This window comes from Candidatus Sodalis pierantonius str. SOPE (assembly GCF_000517405.1).
GTDB lineage: Bacteria > Pseudomonadota > Gammaproteobacteria > Enterobacterales > Enterobacteriaceae > Sodalis_C > Sodalis_C pierantonii.
This window is the reverse complement of record NZ_CP006568.1, coordinates 3,130,420-3,150,943: the sequence shown is the minus strand read 5'-3', so window position 1 is coordinate 3,150,943 and position 20,524 is coordinate 3,130,420. Positions and strand designations below refer to the sequence as shown.

General features: G+C 55.0%; 15 protein-coding genes, 3 tRNA genes and 5 pseudogenes. 12 read left to right on the top strand and 11 right to left on the bottom strand.

Going from position 1 to position 20,524, the window contains the following annotated elements; genetic code table 11:
* The first annotated feature begins 176 nt into the window (after nt 1-176).
* The 6 genes and pseudogenes from SOPEG_RS15850 to SOPEG_RS15830 all read left to right on the top strand — a co-directional run bounded on the left by SOPEG_RS15850 (nt 177) and on the right by SOPEG_RS15830 (nt 5,356).
* Nucleotides 177-584, top strand: a complete 408-nt coding sequence (locus tag SOPEG_RS15850) for a GNAT family N-acetyltransferase (protein WP_025246071.1) — start codon at nt 177-179, stop codon at nt 582-584.
* Nucleotides 585-1,051: 467 nt separating this feature from the next.
* Entirely contained in the window at nt 1,052-1,414 is a 363-nt protein-coding gene (locus SOPEG_RS15845) for a MarR family winged helix-turn-helix transcriptional regulator (RefSeq protein ID WP_200867818.1), read from the top strand.
* 188 nt (nt 1,415-1,602) lie between these two features.
* Entirely contained in the window at nt 1,603-2,283 is a 681-nt protein-coding gene (locus tag SOPEG_RS29850) for a TolC family protein (protein ID WP_236851824.1), read from the top strand.
* The gene (locus SOPEG_RS29845; RefSeq protein WP_236851509.1) at nt 2,210-2,677 is read left to right on the top strand and encodes a TolC family protein; all 468 of its coding nucleotides are present in this window, start codon (nt 2,210-2,212) and stop codon (nt 2,675-2,677) included. The genes SOPEG_RS29850 and SOPEG_RS29845 overlap by 74 nt, the downstream gene beginning before the upstream one ends.
* 117 nt (nt 2,678-2,794) lie before the next feature.
* Nucleotides 2,795-3,934: an HlyD/EmrA/EmrK family protein gene (locus SOPEG_RS15835; RefSeq protein WP_200867894.1), complete on the top strand. Its 1,140-nt coding sequence runs from the start codon at nt 2,795-2,797 to the stop codon at nt 3,932-3,934.
* Nucleotides 3,935-3,946: 12 nt separating this feature from the next.
* Nucleotides 3,947-5,356: pseudogene (locus SOPEG_RS15830) on the top strand (DHA2 family efflux MFS transporter permease subunit).
* Between the two features lie 352 nt (nt 5,357-5,708).
* Here SOPEG_RS15830 and SOPEG_RS26535 read toward each other — a convergent pair.
* The 5 genes from SOPEG_RS26535 to SOPEG_RS15805 all read right to left on the bottom strand — a co-directional run bounded on the left by SOPEG_RS26535 (nt 5,709) and on the right by SOPEG_RS15805 (nt 8,559).
* Nucleotides 5,709-6,032, bottom strand: a complete 324-nt coding sequence (locus SOPEG_RS26535) for a putative mucin/carbohydrate-binding domain-containing protein (RefSeq protein ID WP_081743029.1) — start codon at nt 6,030-6,032, stop codon at nt 5,709-5,711.
* Nucleotides 6,033-6,075: 43 nt separating this feature from the next.
* On the bottom strand, nt 6,076-6,999 hold the full coding sequence (locus SOPEG_RS15820) for an IS5-like element ISSoEn1 family transposase (RefSeq protein WP_025246068.1): 924 nt from the start codon (nt 6,997-6,999) through the stop codon (nt 6,076-6,078).
* Between the two features lie 65 nt (nt 7,000-7,064).
* Entirely contained in the window at nt 7,065-7,349 is a 285-nt protein-coding gene (locus tag SOPEG_RS15815) for a hypothetical protein (protein ID WP_025246067.1), read from the bottom strand.
* 1,040 nt (nt 7,350-8,389) lie between these two features.
* Nucleotides 8,390-8,465: transfer RNA gene (locus SOPEG_RS15810), tRNA-Lys, on the bottom strand.
* Nucleotides 8,466-8,483: 18 nt separating this feature from the next.
* A tRNA-Val gene (locus tag SOPEG_RS15805) sits at nt 8,484-8,559 on the bottom strand.
* Nucleotides 8,560-8,805: 246 nt separating this feature from the next.
* On the opposite strand from SOPEG_RS15805, the gene gltX reads away from it, so the two are divergent.
* Together gltX and SOPEG_RS15795 are read left to right on the top strand one after the other, a co-directional pair.
* Nucleotides 8,806-10,212: a glutamate--tRNA ligase gene (gene gltX / locus SOPEG_RS15800; protein ID WP_025246066.1), complete on the top strand. Its 1,407-nt coding sequence runs from the start codon at nt 8,806-8,808 to the stop codon at nt 10,210-10,212.
* A gap of 126 nt (nt 10,213-10,338) precedes the next feature.
* Nucleotides 10,339-10,414: transfer RNA gene (locus SOPEG_RS15795), tRNA-Ala, on the top strand.
* A 128-nt stretch (nt 10,415-10,542) separates the two neighbouring features.
* On the opposite strand, the gene SOPEG_RS15790 is transcribed toward SOPEG_RS15795, so the two are convergent.
* Nucleotides 10,543-11,727 carry a NupC/NupG family nucleoside CNT transporter gene (locus SOPEG_RS15790; protein WP_025246065.1) on the bottom strand — a complete coding sequence of 395 codons (1,185 nt, stop codon included), beginning with the start codon at nt 11,725-11,727 and terminating at the stop codon, nt 10,543-10,545.
* A gap of 376 nt (nt 11,728-12,103) precedes the next feature.
* Here SOPEG_RS15790 and SOPEG_RS15785 point away from each other — a divergent pair, with 376 nt between their 5' ends.
* Nucleotides 12,104-13,342, top strand: a complete 1,239-nt coding sequence (locus tag SOPEG_RS15785) for an Nramp family divalent metal transporter (protein WP_025246064.1) — start codon at nt 12,104-12,106, stop codon at nt 13,340-13,342.
* A gap of 1 nt (nt 13,343) precedes the next feature.
* On the opposite strand, the pseudogene SOPEG_RS15780 reads toward SOPEG_RS15785, so the two are convergent.
* Nucleotides 13,344-14,244: pseudogene (locus SOPEG_RS15780) on the bottom strand (aldo/keto reductase); the annotation flags it as partial.
* Between the two features lie 75 nt (nt 14,245-14,319).
* Between SOPEG_RS15780 and SOPEG_RS15775 the strand changes: the two are divergent.
* Nucleotides 14,320-15,242: pseudogene (locus SOPEG_RS15775) on the top strand (IS5 family transposase).
* 55 nt (nt 15,243-15,297) lie between these two features.
* Here the strand turns inward: SOPEG_RS15775 and SOPEG_RS15765 are convergent.
* Together SOPEG_RS15765 and SOPEG_RS27735 are read right to left on the bottom strand one after the other, a co-directional pair.
* Nucleotides 15,298-16,005: pseudogene (locus SOPEG_RS15765) on the bottom strand (LytS/YhcK type 5TM receptor domain-containing protein); the annotation flags it as partial.
* Between the two features lie 211 nt (nt 16,006-16,216).
* Nucleotides 16,217-16,435 carry a hypothetical protein gene (locus SOPEG_RS27735; RefSeq protein WP_038468906.1) on the bottom strand — a complete coding sequence of 73 codons (219 nt, stop codon included), beginning with the start codon at nt 16,433-16,435 and terminating at the stop codon, nt 16,217-16,219.
* Between the two features lie 184 nt (nt 16,436-16,619).
* Here SOPEG_RS27735 and alaC point away from each other — a divergent pair.
* Nucleotides 16,620-17,821: pseudogene (gene alaC, locus SOPEG_RS15755) on the top strand (alanine transaminase).
* A gap of 144 nt (nt 17,822-17,965) precedes the next feature.
* On the opposite strand, the gene ypdK reads toward alaC, so the two are convergent.
* A complete protein-coding gene (gene ypdK, locus SOPEG_RS30960; protein ID WP_148297194.1) occupies nt 17,966-18,040 on the bottom strand; it encodes a membrane protein YpdK in 75 nt (24 codons plus the stop codon).
* Between the two features lie 309 nt (nt 18,041-18,349).
* Nucleotides 18,350-18,667: a quaternary ammonium compound efflux SMR transporter SugE gene (gene sugE / locus SOPEG_RS15750; protein WP_025246061.1), complete on the bottom strand. Its 318-nt coding sequence runs from the start codon at nt 18,665-18,667 to the stop codon at nt 18,350-18,352.
* Nucleotides 18,668-19,157: 490 nt separating this feature from the next.
* Between sugE and SOPEG_RS15745 the strand changes: the two genes are divergently transcribed.
* Nucleotides 19,158-20,366 (top strand): IS256-like element ISSoEn2 family transposase, encoded by a 1,209-nt coding sequence (locus SOPEG_RS15745; RefSeq protein WP_025246060.1) that lies wholly within the window; start codon nt 19,158-19,160, stop codon nt 20,364-20,366.
* Nucleotides 20,367-20,524: the final 158 nt, after the last annotated feature.

The following is a 20,524-nucleotide window of genomic DNA, read 5'->3' as shown; positions in this document are numbered from 1 at the left end:
GCAGCGCCGGAGCGCTGTCGCCGATGTTCAGCACCACAGGCCGATTGAGGGCGCGCCCTGTGTTAACCTGCCGTTTTGACCGAACTGGCCTGTGGTAAAAACACCGTGGCCAAAACGCGAGGCGGGTGATACTGGGGCATCTTGCATTTTTTGCTAACACCTTACCGAGTGACGCCATGATAACGATAAGAGCACGTACTGTTACCGATAGCCCACCGTTGGTGGCCCTTTGGGAGCGCTCCGTCCGCGCTAGCCATCATTTCCTCCGCGAAACGGATATCGACGCGCTACGCACGCTGGTGGCGGAGGAGGGGCAACACGGGCTCCGTGGCTTCATTGGCTTATCGGATAACCACGTCGAGATGTTATTTATAGAGGCAGCGGCGCGCTGCGGCGGTATCGGCCAACGGTTGTTAGACTATGCCGTGGCTCTGAGTGGCGACCTGACGTTGGATGTCAATGAACAAAACCACCAGGCGCTAGGATTTTATCAGCATTATGGGTTTGTCCAGACGGGCCGATCCGAGGTGGATGCCCAAGGAAATTCCTTTCCTTTGTTGCATATGCAATGGCAAAAGCGCTAACGCATACTTCCCCTTCAATTTCTCTATTCTACCCGCTCGCCGGGCGCTATCACCGCGTCCAATGTTCGGTCAGGCATTGGGCGGGCGTTCAAAGGTCCAGCCCGCGATTAGGTGCCCAGCTTTCATGCCAACGTCCAGTAGCGTCAGGTAGGCGTTCCGCGTCACCCACCCCCGAACAGGCGCGACGCCCATAGGGACGGGCGCCCTGGCCATTGACAGCCTTGACGGGCGTCGTTTTTTCGCCGGCGGCGGCGCAAAGGCGGCCGTTTTGCCTAGTTTTGTCTGTTTTCGTAAATACCTGGTTACAAAACTGACTATTGTTTACTTTAATTAATAAGGCTATAGTTGCCCGCGGAATAGCTGCCTAGGCATGGATTAAGATGAAACACTTCGCGCCGGAGCAGTTGGAAGAGGTCTTTCAACTGGGCCGCAACATTCACCGGCTCAATAGCGATAAAGATCGGTTATTGGAAACCTGGTTGCTGCCCCACGACATTACCGCGGCGCAGTGCAAGGTCATGCTGCTGATGTATCGGGAAGGGTTGGAAACGTCGGCGGAGCTTTGCCGCCGAATGAACCTGGACAGCGGCGCCACCTCGCGCATGCTGGATCGTCTGGAAAACAAAAATTTGATTGTGCGCGTGCGCTGCTGCACCGATGATCGCCGCCAAATGCGGCTTTCTTTGACCGATACCGGACGCGTTTTTTGTTGGCAATTGCCGTCGATTATTACCCACACCCTAAATGATCTTATGGCGCCGCTTACCCCCGCCGAGTTTAAAGAATTTGCCCGTCTGCTGAACAAGCTGGTGGATCCTGCCGGTATTTAAGGAGTTACTAACACTATGCCGTTGCGCATTCATCTATTACCGCTCTTAAGCGCGATGATGCTGGTGGGCTGCGCCTTGCCTTACGGTTTACATACCGAAGGCCGGCCGCCGATTGGTGGAACAGCCTGGGCGACAGCAACCTGGACGCCCTGATCCGTCGGGCGCTACAGAACAGTCCCGATTTGCAGGTGGCTGACGCCAGCGCCGGTATCACGCGCGCCCGCAACGCCCGCGTGGATGACTATAACGGTCAAGGTAAGCAATACGGCACCGTCAGAACCTTATCCGCCGATTTTAACTACGCCTTTGATTTATGGGGCGGCCAGCGGGCCGCCTGGGAAGCGACGGTTGGGCGCGCCAACGCCGGCGAAGTAGATCGCCAGTCGGCCCGTCTGACGCTGGCGGCCAATGTGGCGCGCGCCTATAACGACTACGGCGAAGCCCACGCGATGCTGGATTTGGCGCAGCAGGATCTAAACCGCACCCACACCATGCTGGAGCTGGCGCAGCGCCGGTTCACCGCCGCGCGTCAACAGGTGACCGCCGCAGGAATCCGCCTGGCGGTACTGGTGGGCCAAGGCCCCGACGCCGCCCGTACCCTGCCGCGTCCGCAGTTGATTGCGCCGGCCGCGGTGAGCCTGCCGGCAACGCTACCGGCGGAACTGCTCGGCCGCCGTCCAGACCTGATCGCTGCCCGCTGGCGGGTTGAAGCCGCCGCCAAGGATATCAAGGTTAGTCGAACCGCCTTTTATCCCAACTTGAATCTCAGCGCTGCGGCCGGAACCAAAATCGCTGTTGGGCGATGCGTTTTTCGGCGCGCCCAGCCGCTTCTTTACCATCGGACCGGCGCTGTCGCTGCCTATCTTTGACGGCGGCCGCTTGCGCGCGGATCTGGCGGGCAGCAATGCCGACTACGATCTGGCGGTCGCGCAATATAACCAGTCGCTGGTCAGCGCCCTTGGCGATATCGGCGATGCTATTACGCGCCTGGCGTCGCTGGAAACGCAAGTGCAACAGCAAACGCGGGCGCGGGATATCGCGCCCGCGTCCTGGGACAACGCCATGCAGCGCTACAGCGCCGGTATCGGTAACTATCTCGATGCGCTGAGCGTGGAACAGCAACTGATTCAGGCCGAACGCGATCTGGCCAGTATCAACGCCCAGCGCATCGATACGGACATTGTGCTGATGCAGGCCCTCGGCGGCGGTTTCCAAACACCCGCATCTCTCCCGGCCGCGCCTGTCGTGGCGCAGAATAACTAAAACAGACTGAGAACTCATTTTATGGCTGAATCGCAATCTACTCCGCAACAAAATGCGGCTAACACCAGGCCTGATAACGCCGGTGCTGCGCCGGCGCGCAATAAAGGCAAGCGCAAAATGATGCTGCTTCTCCTGCTGGCGGTCGTCGTCATCTGTCTGGTCGCTTTTGGCCTGTATTACTGGCTGCACGGCCGGTTCTACGAAAGTACCGACGACGCTTATGTGACCGGCAACCTGGTGCAAATTACGTCGCAGGTGGCGGGTACCGTGACCACTATCGCGGCTGATGACGGCGACTACGTCAAACAAGGGCAACTTCTGGTGCGTCTGGATCCCAGCGATACCATCGTGGCGCAGGAAAGCGCCGAGGCCAATCTGGCCCGTGTGGTGCGCCAGGTGCGCGGGATGTACAGCAACGTGGATAATTACAAAGCGATGGTCGCCGCGCGTAAAGTGGAACTCCAGCGCGCGCGTACCGATTATCAGCGCCGCGCCAATCTGGCGCGCGACGGCGCCATCTCGCAGGAGGAGTTGTCCCATGCCCGTGATGCCCTGACCTCGGCGGAAACCTCGCTGACGTCGACGCAGCAACAGTTGAACACGACCTTCGCGCTGGTGGACGATACCACTATCGCCTCCCATCCGGACGTCAAAGATGCCGCCGCCTCGCTGCGCAGCGCCTATCTCAACCATGTCCGCAGTACGCTGGTGGCACCGGTCAGCGGTTTTGTCGCCAAACGCTCGGTACAGGTGGGCAGCCGGGTTCAGCCGGGCGCCGCCTTAATGGCCGTGGTGCCGCTGGATGATGTGTGGATCGACGCCAACTTCAAGGAAACGCAGCTGCTGTCGATGCGTATTGGTCAGCCGGTGGACATTAACGCCGATCTGTACGGCGGCGACATTACTTACCACGGCAAAGTGGAAAGTTTGGGCGTCGGTACCGGAAGCGCTTTCTCGCTGCTGCCGGCGCAGAACGCCAGCGGCAACTGGATCAAAATCGTGCAGCGCCTGTCGGTACGTATCCGCTTGGATCCGGACAATCTGGATCACCATCCGCTGCGGGTCGGTTTGTCCACCAACGTGACGGTGGATATGCACAACCAGGACGGACCGGTGCTGGCGCCGCGGCCTTTGGATAAACCCCGATACAATACCGACGTCTACGAACATCAGCTGCGTGAAGCGGATAGCCTGGTGACGCGCATCATTCATCAAAATGGCGTCCAGGCACGCGATGCCGACCAAGGTCAACAGTGATGCGGAGTTGCCATGAGTGAGCAAGGCTTTCGTCCGCCCAGCCTGGTGCTGGCCACCATCGGCCTGTCGCTGGCGACCTTTATGCAAGTGTTGGACACGACCATTGCCAACGTCGCGTTGCCCACGATTTCCGGCAACCTGGGGGTAAGTTCGGAGCAGGGGACTTGGGTTATAACCTCGTTCGCGGTGTCCAACTCCATCGCGCTGCCGCTGACCGGCTGGATGTCGCGGCGCATGGGGCAAGCCAAGTTATTTTTGGCCTCGGTGCTGCTGTTTATCATCACCTCCTTTTTGTGCGGTATCGCGCAAAATATGACGCAGCTGGTCATTTTCCGCGCGCTACAGGGCTTCTTCGCCGGGCCGCTTTATCCCATGGCGCAAACACTGCTGCTGTCCATTTATCCCGCCGCCAAGCGGGGGATGGCGCTCTCGCTCCTGGCGATGGTCACCGTGGTGGCGCCCATCGTCGGTCCGCTGGCCGGCTGCTGGATAACCGATAATTATACTTGGCCGTGGATCTTCTTTATTAACGTGCCTATCGGCGTATTCGCGGCCATGTTAGTGCTGGCGCAGCTCAAGGATCGGCCGGAGACGACGGTGACCCAGCCGATTGATTATGTCGGCCTGGCGCTGCTGGTGCTGGTCATTTGGGAATTGACCGACAAACATCCGATTATCGATCTCCGCCTGTTTAAATACCGTAACTTTTCGTTTGGCACGCTGGCGCTGGTACTGGGCTATTCCGGTTTCTTTGGCATCAACCTGCTGCTGCCGCAATGGCTACAGACCCAGCTTGGCTACACCCCGGTCTGGGACGGCCTGGCGGCGGCGCCCATCGGTATTTTGCCGGTGTTTCTGTCGCCGCTGGTCGGTCGCTACGCGCATAAATTCGACCTCCGGCTATTGGCGGGCGGATCGTTTTGGTGATTGGCATCTCCTGCTTCATGCGTGCCGATTTCACCACCGACGTGGATTACTATCATATCGCGATGATTCAAGGCTTCATGGGGATCGGGGTGGCGCTGTTTTTTTATGCCCACCACCAGTATTCTGCTCTCCAGTTTACCGCCGAAGGATATTGCCGAAGGCTCCGGCCTGGCGACTTTTTTGCGGGTACTGGGCGGCAGTTTTGCGTCCTCGTTGACCACCTGGATTTGGCATCGGCGCGAGATATTCTACCACGCGCATTTGACGGAGGATATTACCGCCTACAGCCCCGCGACGCAGTCCTACATCGAGGGGTTGGGGGGTAATAGCCAAAGCACGATGGCGCAGCTGGACAAATTGGTGGAAGGGCAGGCGTATATGCTGTTGACCGTGGACTATTTTACGCTGTTGGGCTGGATCTTTTTCGCGCTGATCCTGGTCATCTGGTTGGCAAAACCGCCGTTCAGTCCCCAAGGCGGTGGTGGCGGCCATTAAGGGGGCTGGCGCCAGCGTCTTCTCGCCATCCTGGCGAGCACGCCGTCGGCATCCCTCCCGCCTGGCGCCTGAATGTGAAGCCGTCGCCCGTTGCCGGGCGACGGTATTTTATGCCCTTAAGTCACCCCTTTCGCGGTATATCTCTGGCGGTGAGGGCAGGGAAGCCGACGCGCAGCGGCGAAGCGTAGGCTCACACCTTTGCGTTTGTCGCCTGCGTTAGCGCGGCGGGCGCTTTCTACGCCGCCGACAAAGCCTCCGGCGCCAGTCATGTCTGGACAGCGCCGTCTGCGCCGTAAAAGAACTGAACAAGAGGGATCAATGCGACAACATTGGCCGGCGAACAAGACCCTTGTTAATTGTCGATGCGTTCCAATCCTACGGTGGTGATGCGATAATGTTGTTGCTTGCCCATTTCGGCCAACCGCACGTGCCGTATCTCGTTTGTAATGATTAAACGGTCGTCCGGTTCCTCATGAAACAGGCGTATCACCTCGCCACCGTAGCCGGAGAGGGGCAACACTACTGAGCGCGCCTGCTGATTCTGGTTGCCGATCACCTCTTCGCGATAGACGCTATTGCCGTCAGCATCTTCATAAGCGATTGAAGCGTATACGCTGGAGAAATAGCTGTGTGGGATCCCTGCTGAGATTTTAATCGTTAACGCGCTTTGTTGAATAAATCCGAAATTTGTGACGACTTCCTCCCTATCAGGGCGATTGTTACATGATGCGGACGCTGTTTGGCATTCCTAACAGTGTGATCCGGTTAAGTGCTTTAACCATTGCCATTGCCTCACCTACCTGCGCGTCATAGTCATGCAGACTCAGATGACCACCCAAAAGTGTTTTAAACCGGAACATGGCCGTTTCAGCCAGTGAACGCCGGTGATAACCTACTTTCTTTTTCCAGGTATCGTTATTGCCGCTCAGATGCTGATTTGCCACCGCATGGTTACGCTCATGGTATCGAGCTGGCCAATATTGCGCACCACTTCGCGGTGGGATAAGCGGCTTTATTTTTTTCCTCAGCAGAGCATCATGACAGTAACGCGTATCGTAAGCACTGTCAGCCGACGCTTCCCTGATTTTCCGGTGGGTTTGGTTAATCAGCCCGGGCAGCGCCTGCGCATCTGTCGTACCACTTAGCGATAAATCGGCACAGATAATTTCATGTGTCGCGCTATCTACTGCCAGATGAAACTTGCGCCATACTCTGCGCCTCTCAGCCCCATGCTGCCTGACTTTCCATTCGCCTTCGCCGAAGACTTTCAGGCCGGTGCCATCGATGACCAGGTGTGAGATTTCGCCGCGGGTTGGCGTTTTTATGCTGATGTCGACGGTTTTTGCTCGTCGGCTGACCAGAGAGTAATCTGGGCAGCGCAGCGACAGCCCCATCAGTTTAAAAATCGCGTCAACGAAACCCTGTAACGCCCGGAGCGAAAGGTTAAACACGCGCTTTATCATCAGAACCGTGGTAATGGCCATATCGGTGTAGTGAAGCGGCCGGCCACGATGTTCAGGTGGTGTACTCTCAGTCCATGCAGCAATGGCAGACTCATCAAGCCATACTGTCATGTCCCCCCGCTGCCTGAGCGCATTGTTGTATGCGGGCCAATTGGTGATTTTAAACTTTTGCTTTGCCATGGGGACCTGATGTTGAAACGAATGTAGTGATCAGAGCTGCCAGTCAACCTAAAAGTTCGATTTATTCAACAAAGCCTGAAAGGAACTGAGACCGCGCTGACGCTAACTTCTACCCAGTTACGGCCGACGCTGAAGTTAGCCTCAGTTTTTCTGCCGTCGTTTAATAATCGTAGCGTCAACGTGCTACTGAAAGCTACATCGACCTGGCGCACTCTAAGCGTCTGATTGGCGGCGAGAATAATGCCTAAATGCTGGTGATCGTGGTTAATCCCTTTACTCATGCCAGCAGCATCTAACCAATCAGGTCTTGTCAGCGTATAAATTGATTTCAATTGGGTAACACTATGCATTTTACTTTCCTCAATGGTTTCAGCTATTTTGAAAACATTGAAAAATTAGCCTATCACGGATTTTTTGAGCAATTAAGTGTGCCTGGTGATATCTTATAAAGAAAACAGAATGGTAAATACTTGGATAATTGAATTGGGGAAAGAGAGAGTCAATTCAGAAAATTATCAATAGCATTAATGCCGCAACAGTAAATGTCTTTGCCCTCTAGAACGGGATACACATTTCAAGCGTTGCGGCGGTGTTGCTATGGGTTAGAAGTGGGGTAAGTTTCGGATGGACGCCACGTTTATGAGCGTCATTCTTACATTTTTGGTTACTTTTGGGCCTAAAGCACGCTGTTTCCAGCAACGATATCCATTCCCTTATTCTGCTCCGTCGTGGGTGAGTTATTTATTCGTTGATATAAAGTAATGCTATTGATTATGTTATCCTCTCAATACTCCTTGGCCGACCAATAGATTGAGTGAGACGATAGCCATTTATTATTGGGCATTTACCATTAATGCATTCATTACTCTGGAGTTGAGCCATCGCTGTATCGATAAACGTGATATTACCGGGGGGATAACATTATCAGTTATCGCCGGAGGATTTTATAGCAATGCCATAGGCATAAGGTTATGGGTAATCTATTATCCAGCAATTACATACTGTGCAATTTTTTACCTTAACATTTGTGCTGTAGGGCTCGAGCAGCATTACCCCGCCGATTAGCCTGCTGTGGAATCTGAAGCTAATGTAACGAGCTATTGAATCGTAAGCAACTTAATCACTCGTTGCCTATGACAGATAGCGTTGCCATTTCGGCGTCTTGACTAGCGAGAGGAGAACGGGGCACAGAGACGTGCCGTCTGCGGTAGTCAGCATCACAACCTGGCTGCATAGCCGTATTTGCAGCGTGCCGTCTGCGGCGGCGAACAGCAACCTGAACGCACGGGCGTATTTGCAGCGTGCCTTTGACAGCGGCGCGACAGGTTAGACGACGATGAATATTGATAAAGACTACAAACAGGCAAACGGAGAAAGGGAAAACGGAAAGTGGTGGGTCGTGCAGGATTCGAACCTGCGACCAATTGATTAAAAGTCAACTGCTCTACCAACTGAGCTAACGACCCACTTAAAGACGTCAGAATTGGTGGGTGATGACGGGATCGAACCGCCGACCCCCTCCTTGTAAGGGAGGTGCTCTCCCAGCTGAGCTAATCACCCCCGCTGTGTGGAGCCGCATTATAGGGAACCGCCGCAATGAGTCAACGATTTTTCCCGTGAATTTGCGTGTTCGTATTAAATTTAGCCATCCCGGGCGGTTTTGCGCCATGATGCGTGAAAAAACCGCCCCTATGAGGACAGGCGTTGAGGATTCGGCCCTAAGTGGTAGACTATTCCCCACTTTTTATTATGGGTCGGAAGCGCCGTTCCGGCTCTTCGCCATGCGTAATGAAGGCAATGTAGCTGATGAAAATTAAAACCCGTTTTGCGCCCAGCCCTACGGGCTATTTACATGTTGGTGGCGCGCGTACCGCGCTCTATTCGTGGCTGTTCGCCCGCAATCTGGGCGGCGAATTCGTGCTGCGCATTGAGGACACCGATCTTGAGCGCTCAACGCCGCCGGCGATTGAGGCCATTATGGACGGTATGAACTGGCTCAACTTGGACTGGGACGAAGGCCCCTATTTTCAGACTAAACGTTTCGACCGCTATAACGCGGTCATTGACGATATGCTGTCCCATGGCACCGCTTATAAATGCTATTGCTCCAAAGAGCGGCTAGAGACGCTGCGCGAAGCGCAGATGGCCCGCGGCGAAAAACCGCGTTACGACGGACGCTGCCGCGACAGCCACGACCAACACGCCGCGGATGAACCCTGCGTGGTGCGTTTTAGCAACCCGCAGGACGGCTCGGTGGTCTTTAACGATCTTATCCGCGGGCCTATTGAGTTCAGCAATCAGGAGCTCGATGATCTGATAATCCGCCGCACCGACGGATCGTCCACCTATAATTTCTGCGTGGTGGTGGACGACTACGATATGGCGATAACCCACGTCATCCGCGGTGAGGACCATATCAATAATACGCCGCGGCAGATCAATATCCTCAAGGCCCTGGGCGCGCCGGTGCCGGATTATGCCCATGTTTCGATGATTCTGGGCGACGACGGCAAGAAGCTTTCCAAACGCCACGGCGCGGTGGGGGTCATGCAATACCGCGATGACGGTTTTTTGCCGGAAGCGCTGCTGAACTATCTGGTGCGCCTGGGATGGTCCCATGGCGATCAGGAAATTTTCAGCGTCGACGACATGAAGCGGCTATTCAGCCTTGACGCGGTAAGCAAATCCGCCAGCGCGTTTAACACCGAAAAACTAATGTGGCTTAATCATCATTACATCAATGATCTTCCGGCCGACTACGTTGCCACGCATCTGGTCTGGCATATTGAGCAGCAGGGGATTGATACCCGTACCGGGCCCCAATTGGCGGAGCTGGTGAAACTGCTCGGCGAGCGCTGCAAAACCCTCAAAGAGATAGCCGCCAGCTGCCGCTATTTCTACGAAGACAGCGAATTTGATGTCGATGCGGCCAAGAAGCATTTGCGCCCGGTGGCGGCCCCGGCGCTGCAGGCGGTTCGCGCCAAGCTGGCGGCGCTCGACGAGTGGACGCCGGCTTCGGTGCATGCGGCCATTGAACAAACGGCCGAGGAACTGCAGGTGGGCATGGGCAAAGTGGGTATGCCGCTGCGCGTTGCGGTAACCGGCGCCGGTCAGTCCCCGGCCCTTGATGTTACCGTGCATGCAATAGGTCAGTCGCGGTCTCTGGCGCGCATCGATTTGGCGCTGGATTTTATCGCCCAGCGAGCGCAATAAAGGGCCCGTCAGCGCTGATTTGACGGCTTTTTCAGCGTTTGACCCGTTTGGCGAATTTAGCCGTTGACAGAGTTTGTTGAAATTCATATCATGCGCCCCGTCCACCAGAGACGACATCATGTGTACGGGGCTATAGCTCAGCTGGGAGAGCGCTTGCATGGCATGCAAGAGGTCAGCGGTTCGATTCCGCTTAGCTCCACCAATAAAAAAAACCGGCCTCGGCCGGTTTTTTTACGTCTGGACCGGGCGTCTTCAGGAAAAAAACGGGCCAGCCAGGCTGACCCGTCCCGACCGACAGGCCGGAGTGCATCTCACGCGGCAGGAGCGGCGTTAAATCACCAGGCCGGCGATGGCGGCCGACAGCACGCTGACCAGCGTAGAGCCATAGACCAGTTTCAGGCCGTAGCGGGAGACCACGTTGCCCTGATGCTCGTTCAGGCCCTTGATTGCGCCGGCGACGATGCCTATCGATGAAAAGTTGGCGAACGACACCAAGAACACCGACAGAATCCCCACCGAGCGCGGCGATAATTCACCGGCGACTTTCTGCAAATCGATCATGGCCACAAATTCATTCGACACCAATTTGGTGGCCATAATGCTGCCTACCTGTAGCGCTTCGTGCGCGGGCACGCCCATCACCCAGGCGAACGGGAAGAAAATATAACCGAGGATGCCCTGAAAACTTATGCCGAACAGCAGGCTAAACAGCGCGTTAACGGCAGAGATCAGCGCGATAAACCCGATAAGCATCGCCGCGACGATAATCGCCACTTTAAACCCGGTGAGGATGTATTCGCCCAGCATTTCAAAGAAACTTTGTCCTTCGTGCAGATGGCTCATCTGCAAATCTTCTTCTTTTTCTATCCGGTAGGGATTGAGCAAAGATAGAACGATAAAGGTACTAAACATATTCAGCACCAGCGCCGCCACGACATATTTGGGCGCCAGCATGGTCATATAAGCGCCGACGATGGACATGGACACCGTCGACATCGCCGTGGCGGCCATTGTGTACATGCGCCGTTCGGACATTTTGCCGAGGATATCTTTATAGGTGATGAAGTTTTCCGACTGGCCGAGGATCAACGAACTCACGGCGTTGAACGATTCCAGTTTGCCCATACCGTTGATTTTCGACAGCACCGTACCGATGATGCGGATAACGAAGGGCAGCACGCGGATATGCTGCAGGATGCCGATAAGCGCCGAGATGAACACAATCGGGCAAAGGACGTTCAGGAAGAAGAACGCCAGGCTCTGTTTATTCATATTCCCGAACACGAAACCGGTACCTTCGGCGGCAAAACCCAGCAGCTTATCGAACAGGGCGGAGAAACCTTGCACGAAGCCCAGACCAATGTGGGAATTGAGGAAAAAATAGGCGAGTAAAATTTCAATCGCTAACAGCTGGATAATAAAACGCACGCGAATGCTTTTACGATCGCGGCTAACCAACATTGCCAGGATCGCCACCATGGCGAGTGCCAGGACAAAGTGCAAAATGCGGGACATAGTTGCTCCAAAAATAAGGTAGGCAGAATTCGCCGCTCATTCTATGTAACGGGGCAGGTAAAAACGAGTTATAAGTTGCAAATATAGCAAAATCCTCTTTCTCTCCTGCGCGGCTATCGTCCACATTCGAAATTTTATGCATTTTTGTTAATTATTAGGATCGAAAGGTTAAGATCTGTGCTAGGCTAAAACATAGCCTGTGCTATACTTTTAGTGTCAAGGTGAAACGACGTTGAGCCCGGGCCGTCCGACCGTGGGACATGCGGTGCATTAATAGCTGCTATCGCAGAGATAAGCAGAATCGCTATAAATGCACTTGATAATCATTATCATTTGTATATTCTCATAAACATGTTAGTTGATAAGGTTTATTACTATGGTGGACAGCCGTGCTGCGGATAACGCCAATCGTGCAGCGAGAAAAGTAAAGCTCTCCCTACTCGGACCGGCTTTTATCGCCGCGATTGGGTATATCGATCCCGGTAATTTCGCTACAAATATTCAAGCCGGCGCCAGTTTTGGCTATCGGCTGCTGTGGGTGGTGGTATGGGCCAATATTATGGCGATGCTGATTCAGCTTTTGTCCGCCAAATTGGGGATCGCCACCGACAAGAATCTGGCTGAACATATCCGCGATCGTTTTCCCCGTCCGGCGGTCTGGGTCTATTGGGTACAGGCGGAAATCATCGCGATGGCCACCGATCTGGCGGAATTTATCGGCGCCGCCATCGGCTTTAAAATGCTGCTGGGGGTAACGCTGCTTCAGGGCGCGATAATTACCGGCGTTGTCACCTTTTTAATCTTGATGCTGCAAAATCGCGGGCAAAAACCGCTTGAAGTCGTGATAGGCGGCCTGCTGCTGTTTGTCGCCGCCGCCTATATCGCCGAGTTGTTTTATTCCCGTCCGGTGCTGAGCGAATTGGGCGCCGGCATGCTCTGGCCGACGCTGCCCAACGGCGAAGCGGTATTCTTGGCCGCCGGGGTGTTGGGCGCCACCATCATGCCGCACGTGATTTATTTGCACTCCTCGCTAACCCAGAACAGCCGCGTGGGCAGCTGCGCCGAACGTTACTCTTCCACTAAACTGGATGTGGCCATCTCCATGACGATTGCCGGGTTCGTCAATCTGGCGATGATGGCGACCGCGGCGGCGGCGTTCCATTTCAGCGGACATACCGGTATCGCCGATTTGGATGAAGCCTACTTGACGTTGTCACCGTTGCTCAACCATACCGCCGCTACGGTGTTCGGTTTGAGTCTGGTCGCGGCGGGGCTCTCCTCCACGGTGGTAGGCACGATGGCCGGCCAGGTGGTGATGCAGGGGTTTGTGCATTTCCATATCCCGCTGCTGCTGCGGCGGGTGATAACCATGCTGCCGTCGTTCGTAGTCATTCTGCTGGGGCTGGATCCGACGCGCATCCTGGTGATGAGCCAGGTGCTGCTCAGCTTCGGCATCGCGCTGGCGCTCGTGCCGCTGCTGGTCTTCACCGGCAACCGCCAGCTGATGAACGAATTGGTTAATAGGCCGCTCATTAACACGCTGGGCTGGCTTATCGTGGCGGTGGTCGTCACGCTGAATATCTACTTGTTGATCGGCACCACCATGGGGCATTAGATCAGGCCAGGATGGCCTCGATCTCGGCCAGCTCACGCTCGCTAAATTGCCGGTTGGACAACATGGCGACCGCATCGTCAATTTGCGCGGTTTTGCTGGCGCCAATCAGCACTGACGTGACCCGATCGCCTCGTAGCACCCACGCCAGCGCCATTTGCGCCAATTTTTGCCCTCGGGCGGCGGCCACCGCGTTGAGGCGGCGAACTTTCGCCATCTTCTCCTCGGTCAACTGCGCGCCGGAGAGAAAGACGCTCTGGCTGGCGGCGCGCGAGTCTTCCGGGATACCGTTAATATACCGATCGGTCAGTACTCCGCCCGCCAGCGGCGAAAAGGCGATTGCGCCGACGCCATGGCTGGCCAGACTGGATAATAATTGAAGTTCCACCCAGCGCTCGAACATCGAATATTTCGGCTGATGAATAAGACAGGGTGTGCCCAGTTCACGCAACAGATCGAATGCCCGCTCCGCCAGCGGCGCCGGGTAATTCGACAGACCGATATACAGCGCCTTGCCCTGGCGCACAAGGAGATCCAGCGCCGCCATGGTTTCCTCCAGGGGGGCGTGTCCGGATCCGGCCGGTGATGATAGAAAATATCCACATAATCCAGCCCCAGGCGCCGCAAACTCTGGTTCAGGCTAGCCACCAGATATTCTTCGATCCCCAATCACCATAAGGCCCCTGCCACATCGTGTAGCCCGCCTTGGTGGAGATAATCAATTCATCGCGGTAGGGCGTAAAATCCTCGCGCAGCAGCCGGCCAAAGTTTTCCACCGCCGATCCCGGCGGTGGACCATAATTATTGGCGAGATCGAAATGGGTAATGCCCAGACCGAAGGCATGACGCAGCATTTGGCGGCTGGTGTCCAACAAGGTGGCATCGCCAAAATTGTGCCAAAGCCCGGCTTTGTTGAATAAATCGAACTTTTAGGTGACTGGCGGCTCTGATCACTACATTCGTTTCAACATCAGGTCCCCATGGCAAAGCAAAAGTTTAAAATTACCAACTGGCCCGCATATAACAATGCGCTCAGGCAGCGGGGGGACCTGACAGTATGGCTTGATGAGTCAGCCATTGCTGCATGGACTGAGAGTACACTACCTGAACATCGTGGCCGGCCGCTTCACTACACCGATATGGCCATTACCACGGTTCTGATGATAAAGCGCGTGTTTAACCTTTCGCTCCGGGCGTTACAGGGTTTCGTTGACTCGATTTTTAAACTGATGGGGCTGTCGCTGCGCTGCCCAGATTACTCTCTGGTCAGCCGGCGAGCAAAAACCGTCGACATCAGCATAAAAACGCCAACCCGCGGCGAAATCTCACACCTGGTCATCGATGGCACCGGCCTGAAAGTCTTCGGCGAAGGCGAATGGAAAGTCAGGCAGCATGGGGCTGAGAGGCGCAGAGTATGGCGCAAGCTTCATCTGGCAGTAGATAGCGTGACACATGAAATTATCTGTGCCGATTTATCGCTAAGCGGTACGACAGATGCGCAGGCGCTGCCCGGGCTGATTAACCAAACCCACCGGAAAATCAGGGAAGCATCGGCTGACAGTGCTTACGATACGCGTTACTGTCATGATGCTCTGCTGAGGAAAAAATAAAGCCGCTTATCCCACCGCGAAGTGGTGCGCAATATTGGCCAACTCGATACCATGAGCGTAACCATACGGTGGCAAATCAGCATCTGAGCGGCAATAACGATACCTGGAAAAAGAAAGTAGGTTATCACCGGCGTTCACTGGCTGAAACGGCCATGTTCCGGTTTAAAACACTTCTGGGTGGTCATCTGAGTCTGCATGACTATGACGCGCAGGTAGGTGAGGCTATGGCAATGGTCAAAGCGCTTAACCGGATCACGCTGTTAGGAATGCCAAACAGCGTCCGCATCATGTAACAATCGCCCTGATAGGGAGGAAGTCGTCACAAATTTCGGATTTATTCAACAAAGCGCGGATAATATCGCAAATGTGGGTTAAGGATTTACTGTTGATATGGCGAAAATAGGGTAGCGTCTTATTGGCAATGTCCAGCGCCAGTTTGGACTGCCGCGCGGCTATCACCTCTTTTTCATCTTCAACGCCCTGCACCAGTAAAACAATCATGCCGATGCTGACCGCCCCCAGGATCATCGGCACAGCTATTTTGGCAACAATATCCAGACCCAACGAGGTAGGCTCCGCCCAAACCACTACCAACAGCATGGTGAGAGACTCACACAGCATGGCGCCCAGGATCCCCAAGCTCCATCGGCGTTCTTTCGTGACCCGCAGATGAATCAATCCAGAGACCACCCCCGCCACCACGCTACTAATTAGACAGGGCACCGATGTCGGGCCGTGGATGTCGATGGCGAAGCGGTGCAGGCCGGCAACCGCGCCGGTAATGATACCGACCCAAGGGCCAAAGAGGATCCCGCCGGACATGACCGCAATAATGCGTACGTTGATGAGCGATCCTTCCACATGGATCCCGGAATAGTTACTAAAAATCGCAAACAGACAGAATATGGCGGTGACCACCACCTGCTCCTGACGGCTGTGCTCTTCGGTTTGCAGCAACTGACGGAAACGGCGGGTGCGGGTCAGCAAAAATAGGCAGATGAGCATCAACGCGGCGCGTTCATACACCGCGAGTAGAATTTCAAAAATTTCATTCACAACGGTAATCCGGCCGATGGCAGACCCTTACTATAGGCAAAATGTGATCTCTGTTCCATAACTGAGGTCAAACTCCGCGCCGCGTCGGGAGTTTATCCACGTTATAAAGCGCCATTGATCCCAGCTGCCCAGGTTAAAAGAGGAAACCTGAGTAAAAATTTAAGGAAACGTAAACCGCGCTAAAAGGGATGCCCATCGGCAAATTTCCACTTTAAAAGAGGATAATTTTATAAAAATATAAATATATTTCCCCTTTTTTTGGCGTACCGATAGCTGTGGCGCGATGATTTGCCAGAGCCAGAGCCAGAGCCAGAGCCAGAGCCAGAGCCAGAGCCAGAGCCAGAGCCAGAGCCAGAGCCAGAGCCAGAGCCAGAGCCAGAGCCAGAGCCAGAGCCAGCGGCCCCTGATGCCTGTGCCGCGCCGCGGTCAAAACCGCGGCTTTTCGGCGGTCGCCACCTTAAGGCGCGATGGAGTGCGGAAAGAAAGCGCCGACCGCAAAAAAGTTATCTTTCCCTACTCGACAGCCTGTAATGAATGGGATAGTTTCATTGGTGATCCCGTTCAGGGGTAGCGTCGCTTGGACGGTCCGGGCGCTTACGTCATCAGAGGATAATATGGCTGAATTCGGTTCTGCACGCCGCTTTACGCGCATTGAACGTCTTCCCCCTATGTTTTCAACATTACCGCCGAATTGAAAATGGCTGCGCGCCGGCGCGGCGAGGATATCATCGATTTCAGCATGGGCAACCCGGACGGCCCGACGCCGCCGCATATCGTGGAAAAGCTATGCACGGTCGCTCAGCGCGAAGATACCCTCGGTTATTCCACCTCTCGCGGGATCCCGCGCCTGCGCCGCGCTATTTCGCGCTGGTATGCAGACCGCTACACGGTTGACATCGATCCGGAAAGCGAGGCTATTGTCACTATCGGTTCCAAAGAGGGCTTGGCGCATTTGATGCTGGCGACGCTTGATCACGGTGATACCGTGTTGGTGCCTAACCCTAGCTATCCCATTCACATTTACGGTGCGGTCATTGCCGGTGCCCAAGTGCGGTCCGTTCCGCTGGTGGAGGGCGTGGATTTTTTCCGCGAGCTGGAGCGCGCGATCCGTGAAAGTATTCCCACGCCCAAGATGATGATCCTTGGCTTTCCGTCGAACCCCACTGCGCAATGCGTTGAGCTGGATTTTTTCGAGCGCGTCGTGGCGCTGGCGCGTCAATATAACGTACTGGTGGTGCATGATTTGGCCTATGCCGATATCGTTTACGACGGCTGGAAGGCGCCATCCATCATGCAAGTCCCTGGCGCCAAAGATATCGCGGTAGAATTTTTCACGCTGTCGAAAAGCTACAATATGGCCGGCTGGCGTATCGGTTTTATGGTCGGGAACCCGGCACTGGTCAACGCTTTGGCGCGTATCAAAAGCTATCATGATTACGGCACCTTCACGCCGTTGCAGGTGGCGGCTATCGCCGCGCTGGAAGGCGACCAAGAATGTGTGCGCGCTATTGCCGAGCAGTACCGTCAGCGGCGAAATGTGCTGGTGCGCGGCCTGCACGAAGCAGGCTGGATTGTGGAAAACCCTAAAGCGTCGATGTACGTCTGGGCCAAAATCCCCGATCATTATGCCGCGTTGGGATCGCTGGAGTTCGCTAAAAAGTTGCTGGCCGAGGCAAAAGTGTGCGTATCGCCCGGGATCGGTTTCGGCGATTACGGCGATACCCATGTGCGTTTCGCGCTAATTGAAAATCAGGATCGCATACGGCAGGCGGTGCGCGGCATCAAAGCCATGTTCCGCGCCGATGGGGGTGCTTAAGGCGCAGGCGGTGAAGCAGCCGGGCGCCGTAAAAACGGGTTAACGACGCTTTAGGTTAACGGTGCCTGAGGTGCGTAATCATCACCCCAGGCTCTCGGTGAGTCACTCGCGGCAAAACGGTCTGCCGCGCCGCGAGTGTGCCGCTTATTCCAACAATAAAAAGAAGGTACCTACCCACAAGCACAGCATACATGAAATGCCCATCACAAAATATTTCACTGGACCAATTCCTTACTGATACCACACAGGCTTTGATTCTGCTATGGCAGGTGTTGAAGGGACATCATCGACAGTTGCCCGCCCGCCGGCGCATCCTATTCCGGGCGTCGCGCTGAAAAAGCGCAACAGGATCGGCGCATAATGTACTCCCGACGCCAAGCAAAATTCGATAGATTCAGTCGGCTGCGGCCCGCAATTCGCAAAAAAAGATATTTGCGCGTCGCGTTTCGTTGCGCCATGTGATTATGCTGCCGCGGGCGCTAGCGCCGTTATTTCCTGTCAAATCGGCGCCGAGTGAGCCTCCCGACATTATGGGGTAAAATATTTGAGCCCGGCAATGCCGGCAATTAGCAGGCACAGGCTGATAACCCGACCGGCGGTCACCGCTTCTCCCAGCAAACTCATGCCCACGAGCGCAGCGCCGACGGCGCCGATGCCGCTCCAGACGGCGTAAGCGGTACCCGCCGGCAAGGTTTTCATGGCCCACGATAACAGCAAGAAGCTGATACACAGGGCGCCAATGACAATTAGACTGGGGAAGGGGCGGGTGAAACCCTGGGTATATTTCAACCCGATGACCCAAATCACTTCAAACAGGCCGGCGATAAATAATATGAACCAAGACATGGGACGCGTTCCGTTTCGGTCGGGTCGTCCCGTGGGGTAAGGCAGGAGGCCCAGGTCGTCCTGAGCGCTGTGATAACGATTGCGGATTAGCACAGTGGCAGTAGTTGCAGCAACGTGGGTTTTAACGCACTCAGCGCGAGCGACGGCTAAGAAGGGCATAGGCACAGCACAAGGGTCAATGAGGCCCAAGCGTAGGAGCAGGAAGGATAGGCAATATGACTTTGGTATCACCGAAGCGATGCTCTGTGTACCTGGGGAAAGCCCTAAAGCCCCAAAGATGGGATCCACACTAGCTCAAGGAAAAAGCTTAATGAAAAGACCCATTCCGCCATTAAACGAAACCGGCCTTGGGGTAAATTTCCATCAGAGCCTGGGGTAAATTTCTATCTGAGCCTCGGTTTGCGGCGTCGGAGCAAGCGAGCCTGTTTAGAAATTTGTGTATTTGCCTGATTTTGATATGTTCAATCCAACATCAAAAACAGGTTAATTTATGGACGAAAAACAGTTGCAGGCTCTGACTAACGAACTGGCCAAAAATCTCAAAACCCCTGAAGATCTCAGTCCCTTCGATCGGCTGCTGAAAAAAATCAGCGTCGAAGCAGCTCTCAATGCCGAAATGACCCATCACCTCGGCTACGATAAAAATCAGCCTAAACCGGGGACCAACGCCCGCAACGGCTATTCCACAAAAACCGTTACCACTGGCGATGGCCCGCTGGCGCTGCGTACTCCGCGCGATCGTGACGGTTCCTTTGAACCGCAACTGGTGAAGAAGAACCAGACCCGGATTACCGGGATGGATAACCAGATTTTATCGTTGTACGCCAAAGGGATGACCACCCGCGAGATCGCCGCCGCGTTCAAAGAGCTGTATGACGCCGATGTCTCGCCGGCGCTGGTCTCAAAGGTCACCGATGCGGTCATGGAGCAGGTTGTCGAATGGCAAAACCGGCCTCTGGATGCAGTCTATCCCATTGTTTATCTTGACTATATCGTTCTAAAAGTCCGGCAGGACAGCCGCATCATCAACAAATCTGTGTTCCTGGCGCTGGGCATCAACATCGAAGGCCAGAAAGAGTTGCTAGGTATGTGGCTGGCCGAAAACGAAGGCGCAAAGTTCTGGCTGAACGTGCTGACAGAGCTGAAAAACCGCGGCCTGAACGATATCCTTATCACCTGCGTAGACGGGCTGAAAGGTTTCCCTGACGCTATTAACGCGGTGTATCCGGAGGTGCGGCTCCAGCTGTGTATCGTGCATATGGTGCGCAACAGCCTGCGGTTCGTCTCCTGGAAGGACTACAAGGCCGTCACCCGCGACCTGAAAGCTATCTATCAGGCCCCTACGGAAGAAGCCGGCTTGCAGGCGCTGGAAGCGTTCTCCAGTGCCTGGGACATCCGCTACCCGCAAATAAGTCGAAGCTGGCAGGCAAACTGGGCCAATCTGGCCACGTTCTTTGCCTACCCAACGGACATCCGCAAGGTGATCTACACGACCAACGCCATCGAGTCGTTAAACAGCGTGATCCGGCATGCCATCAAAAAGCGCAAGGTGTTCCCGACCGACGACGCAGTGAAAAAGGTGGTGTGGCTGGCGATACAGGCGGCCTCACAGAAATGGACAATGCCTTTGAGGGACTGGCGCATGGCAATGAGCCGCTTTATTATCGAGTTCGGTGACCGCCTGGACGGTCACTTCTGAGAAAAGGCATTTACACAGAATCCGGTACGAGCTCGAGCAAGCCGCACGCCGCCTTTATATTATTTTTCGCCTACGTGGCTGGCGGTCGCTCCAATTCATTGGATATTAACGACCGCCGCACGGAAAACGAGACGAAAAGGACCGGGTTTAGGAAACCG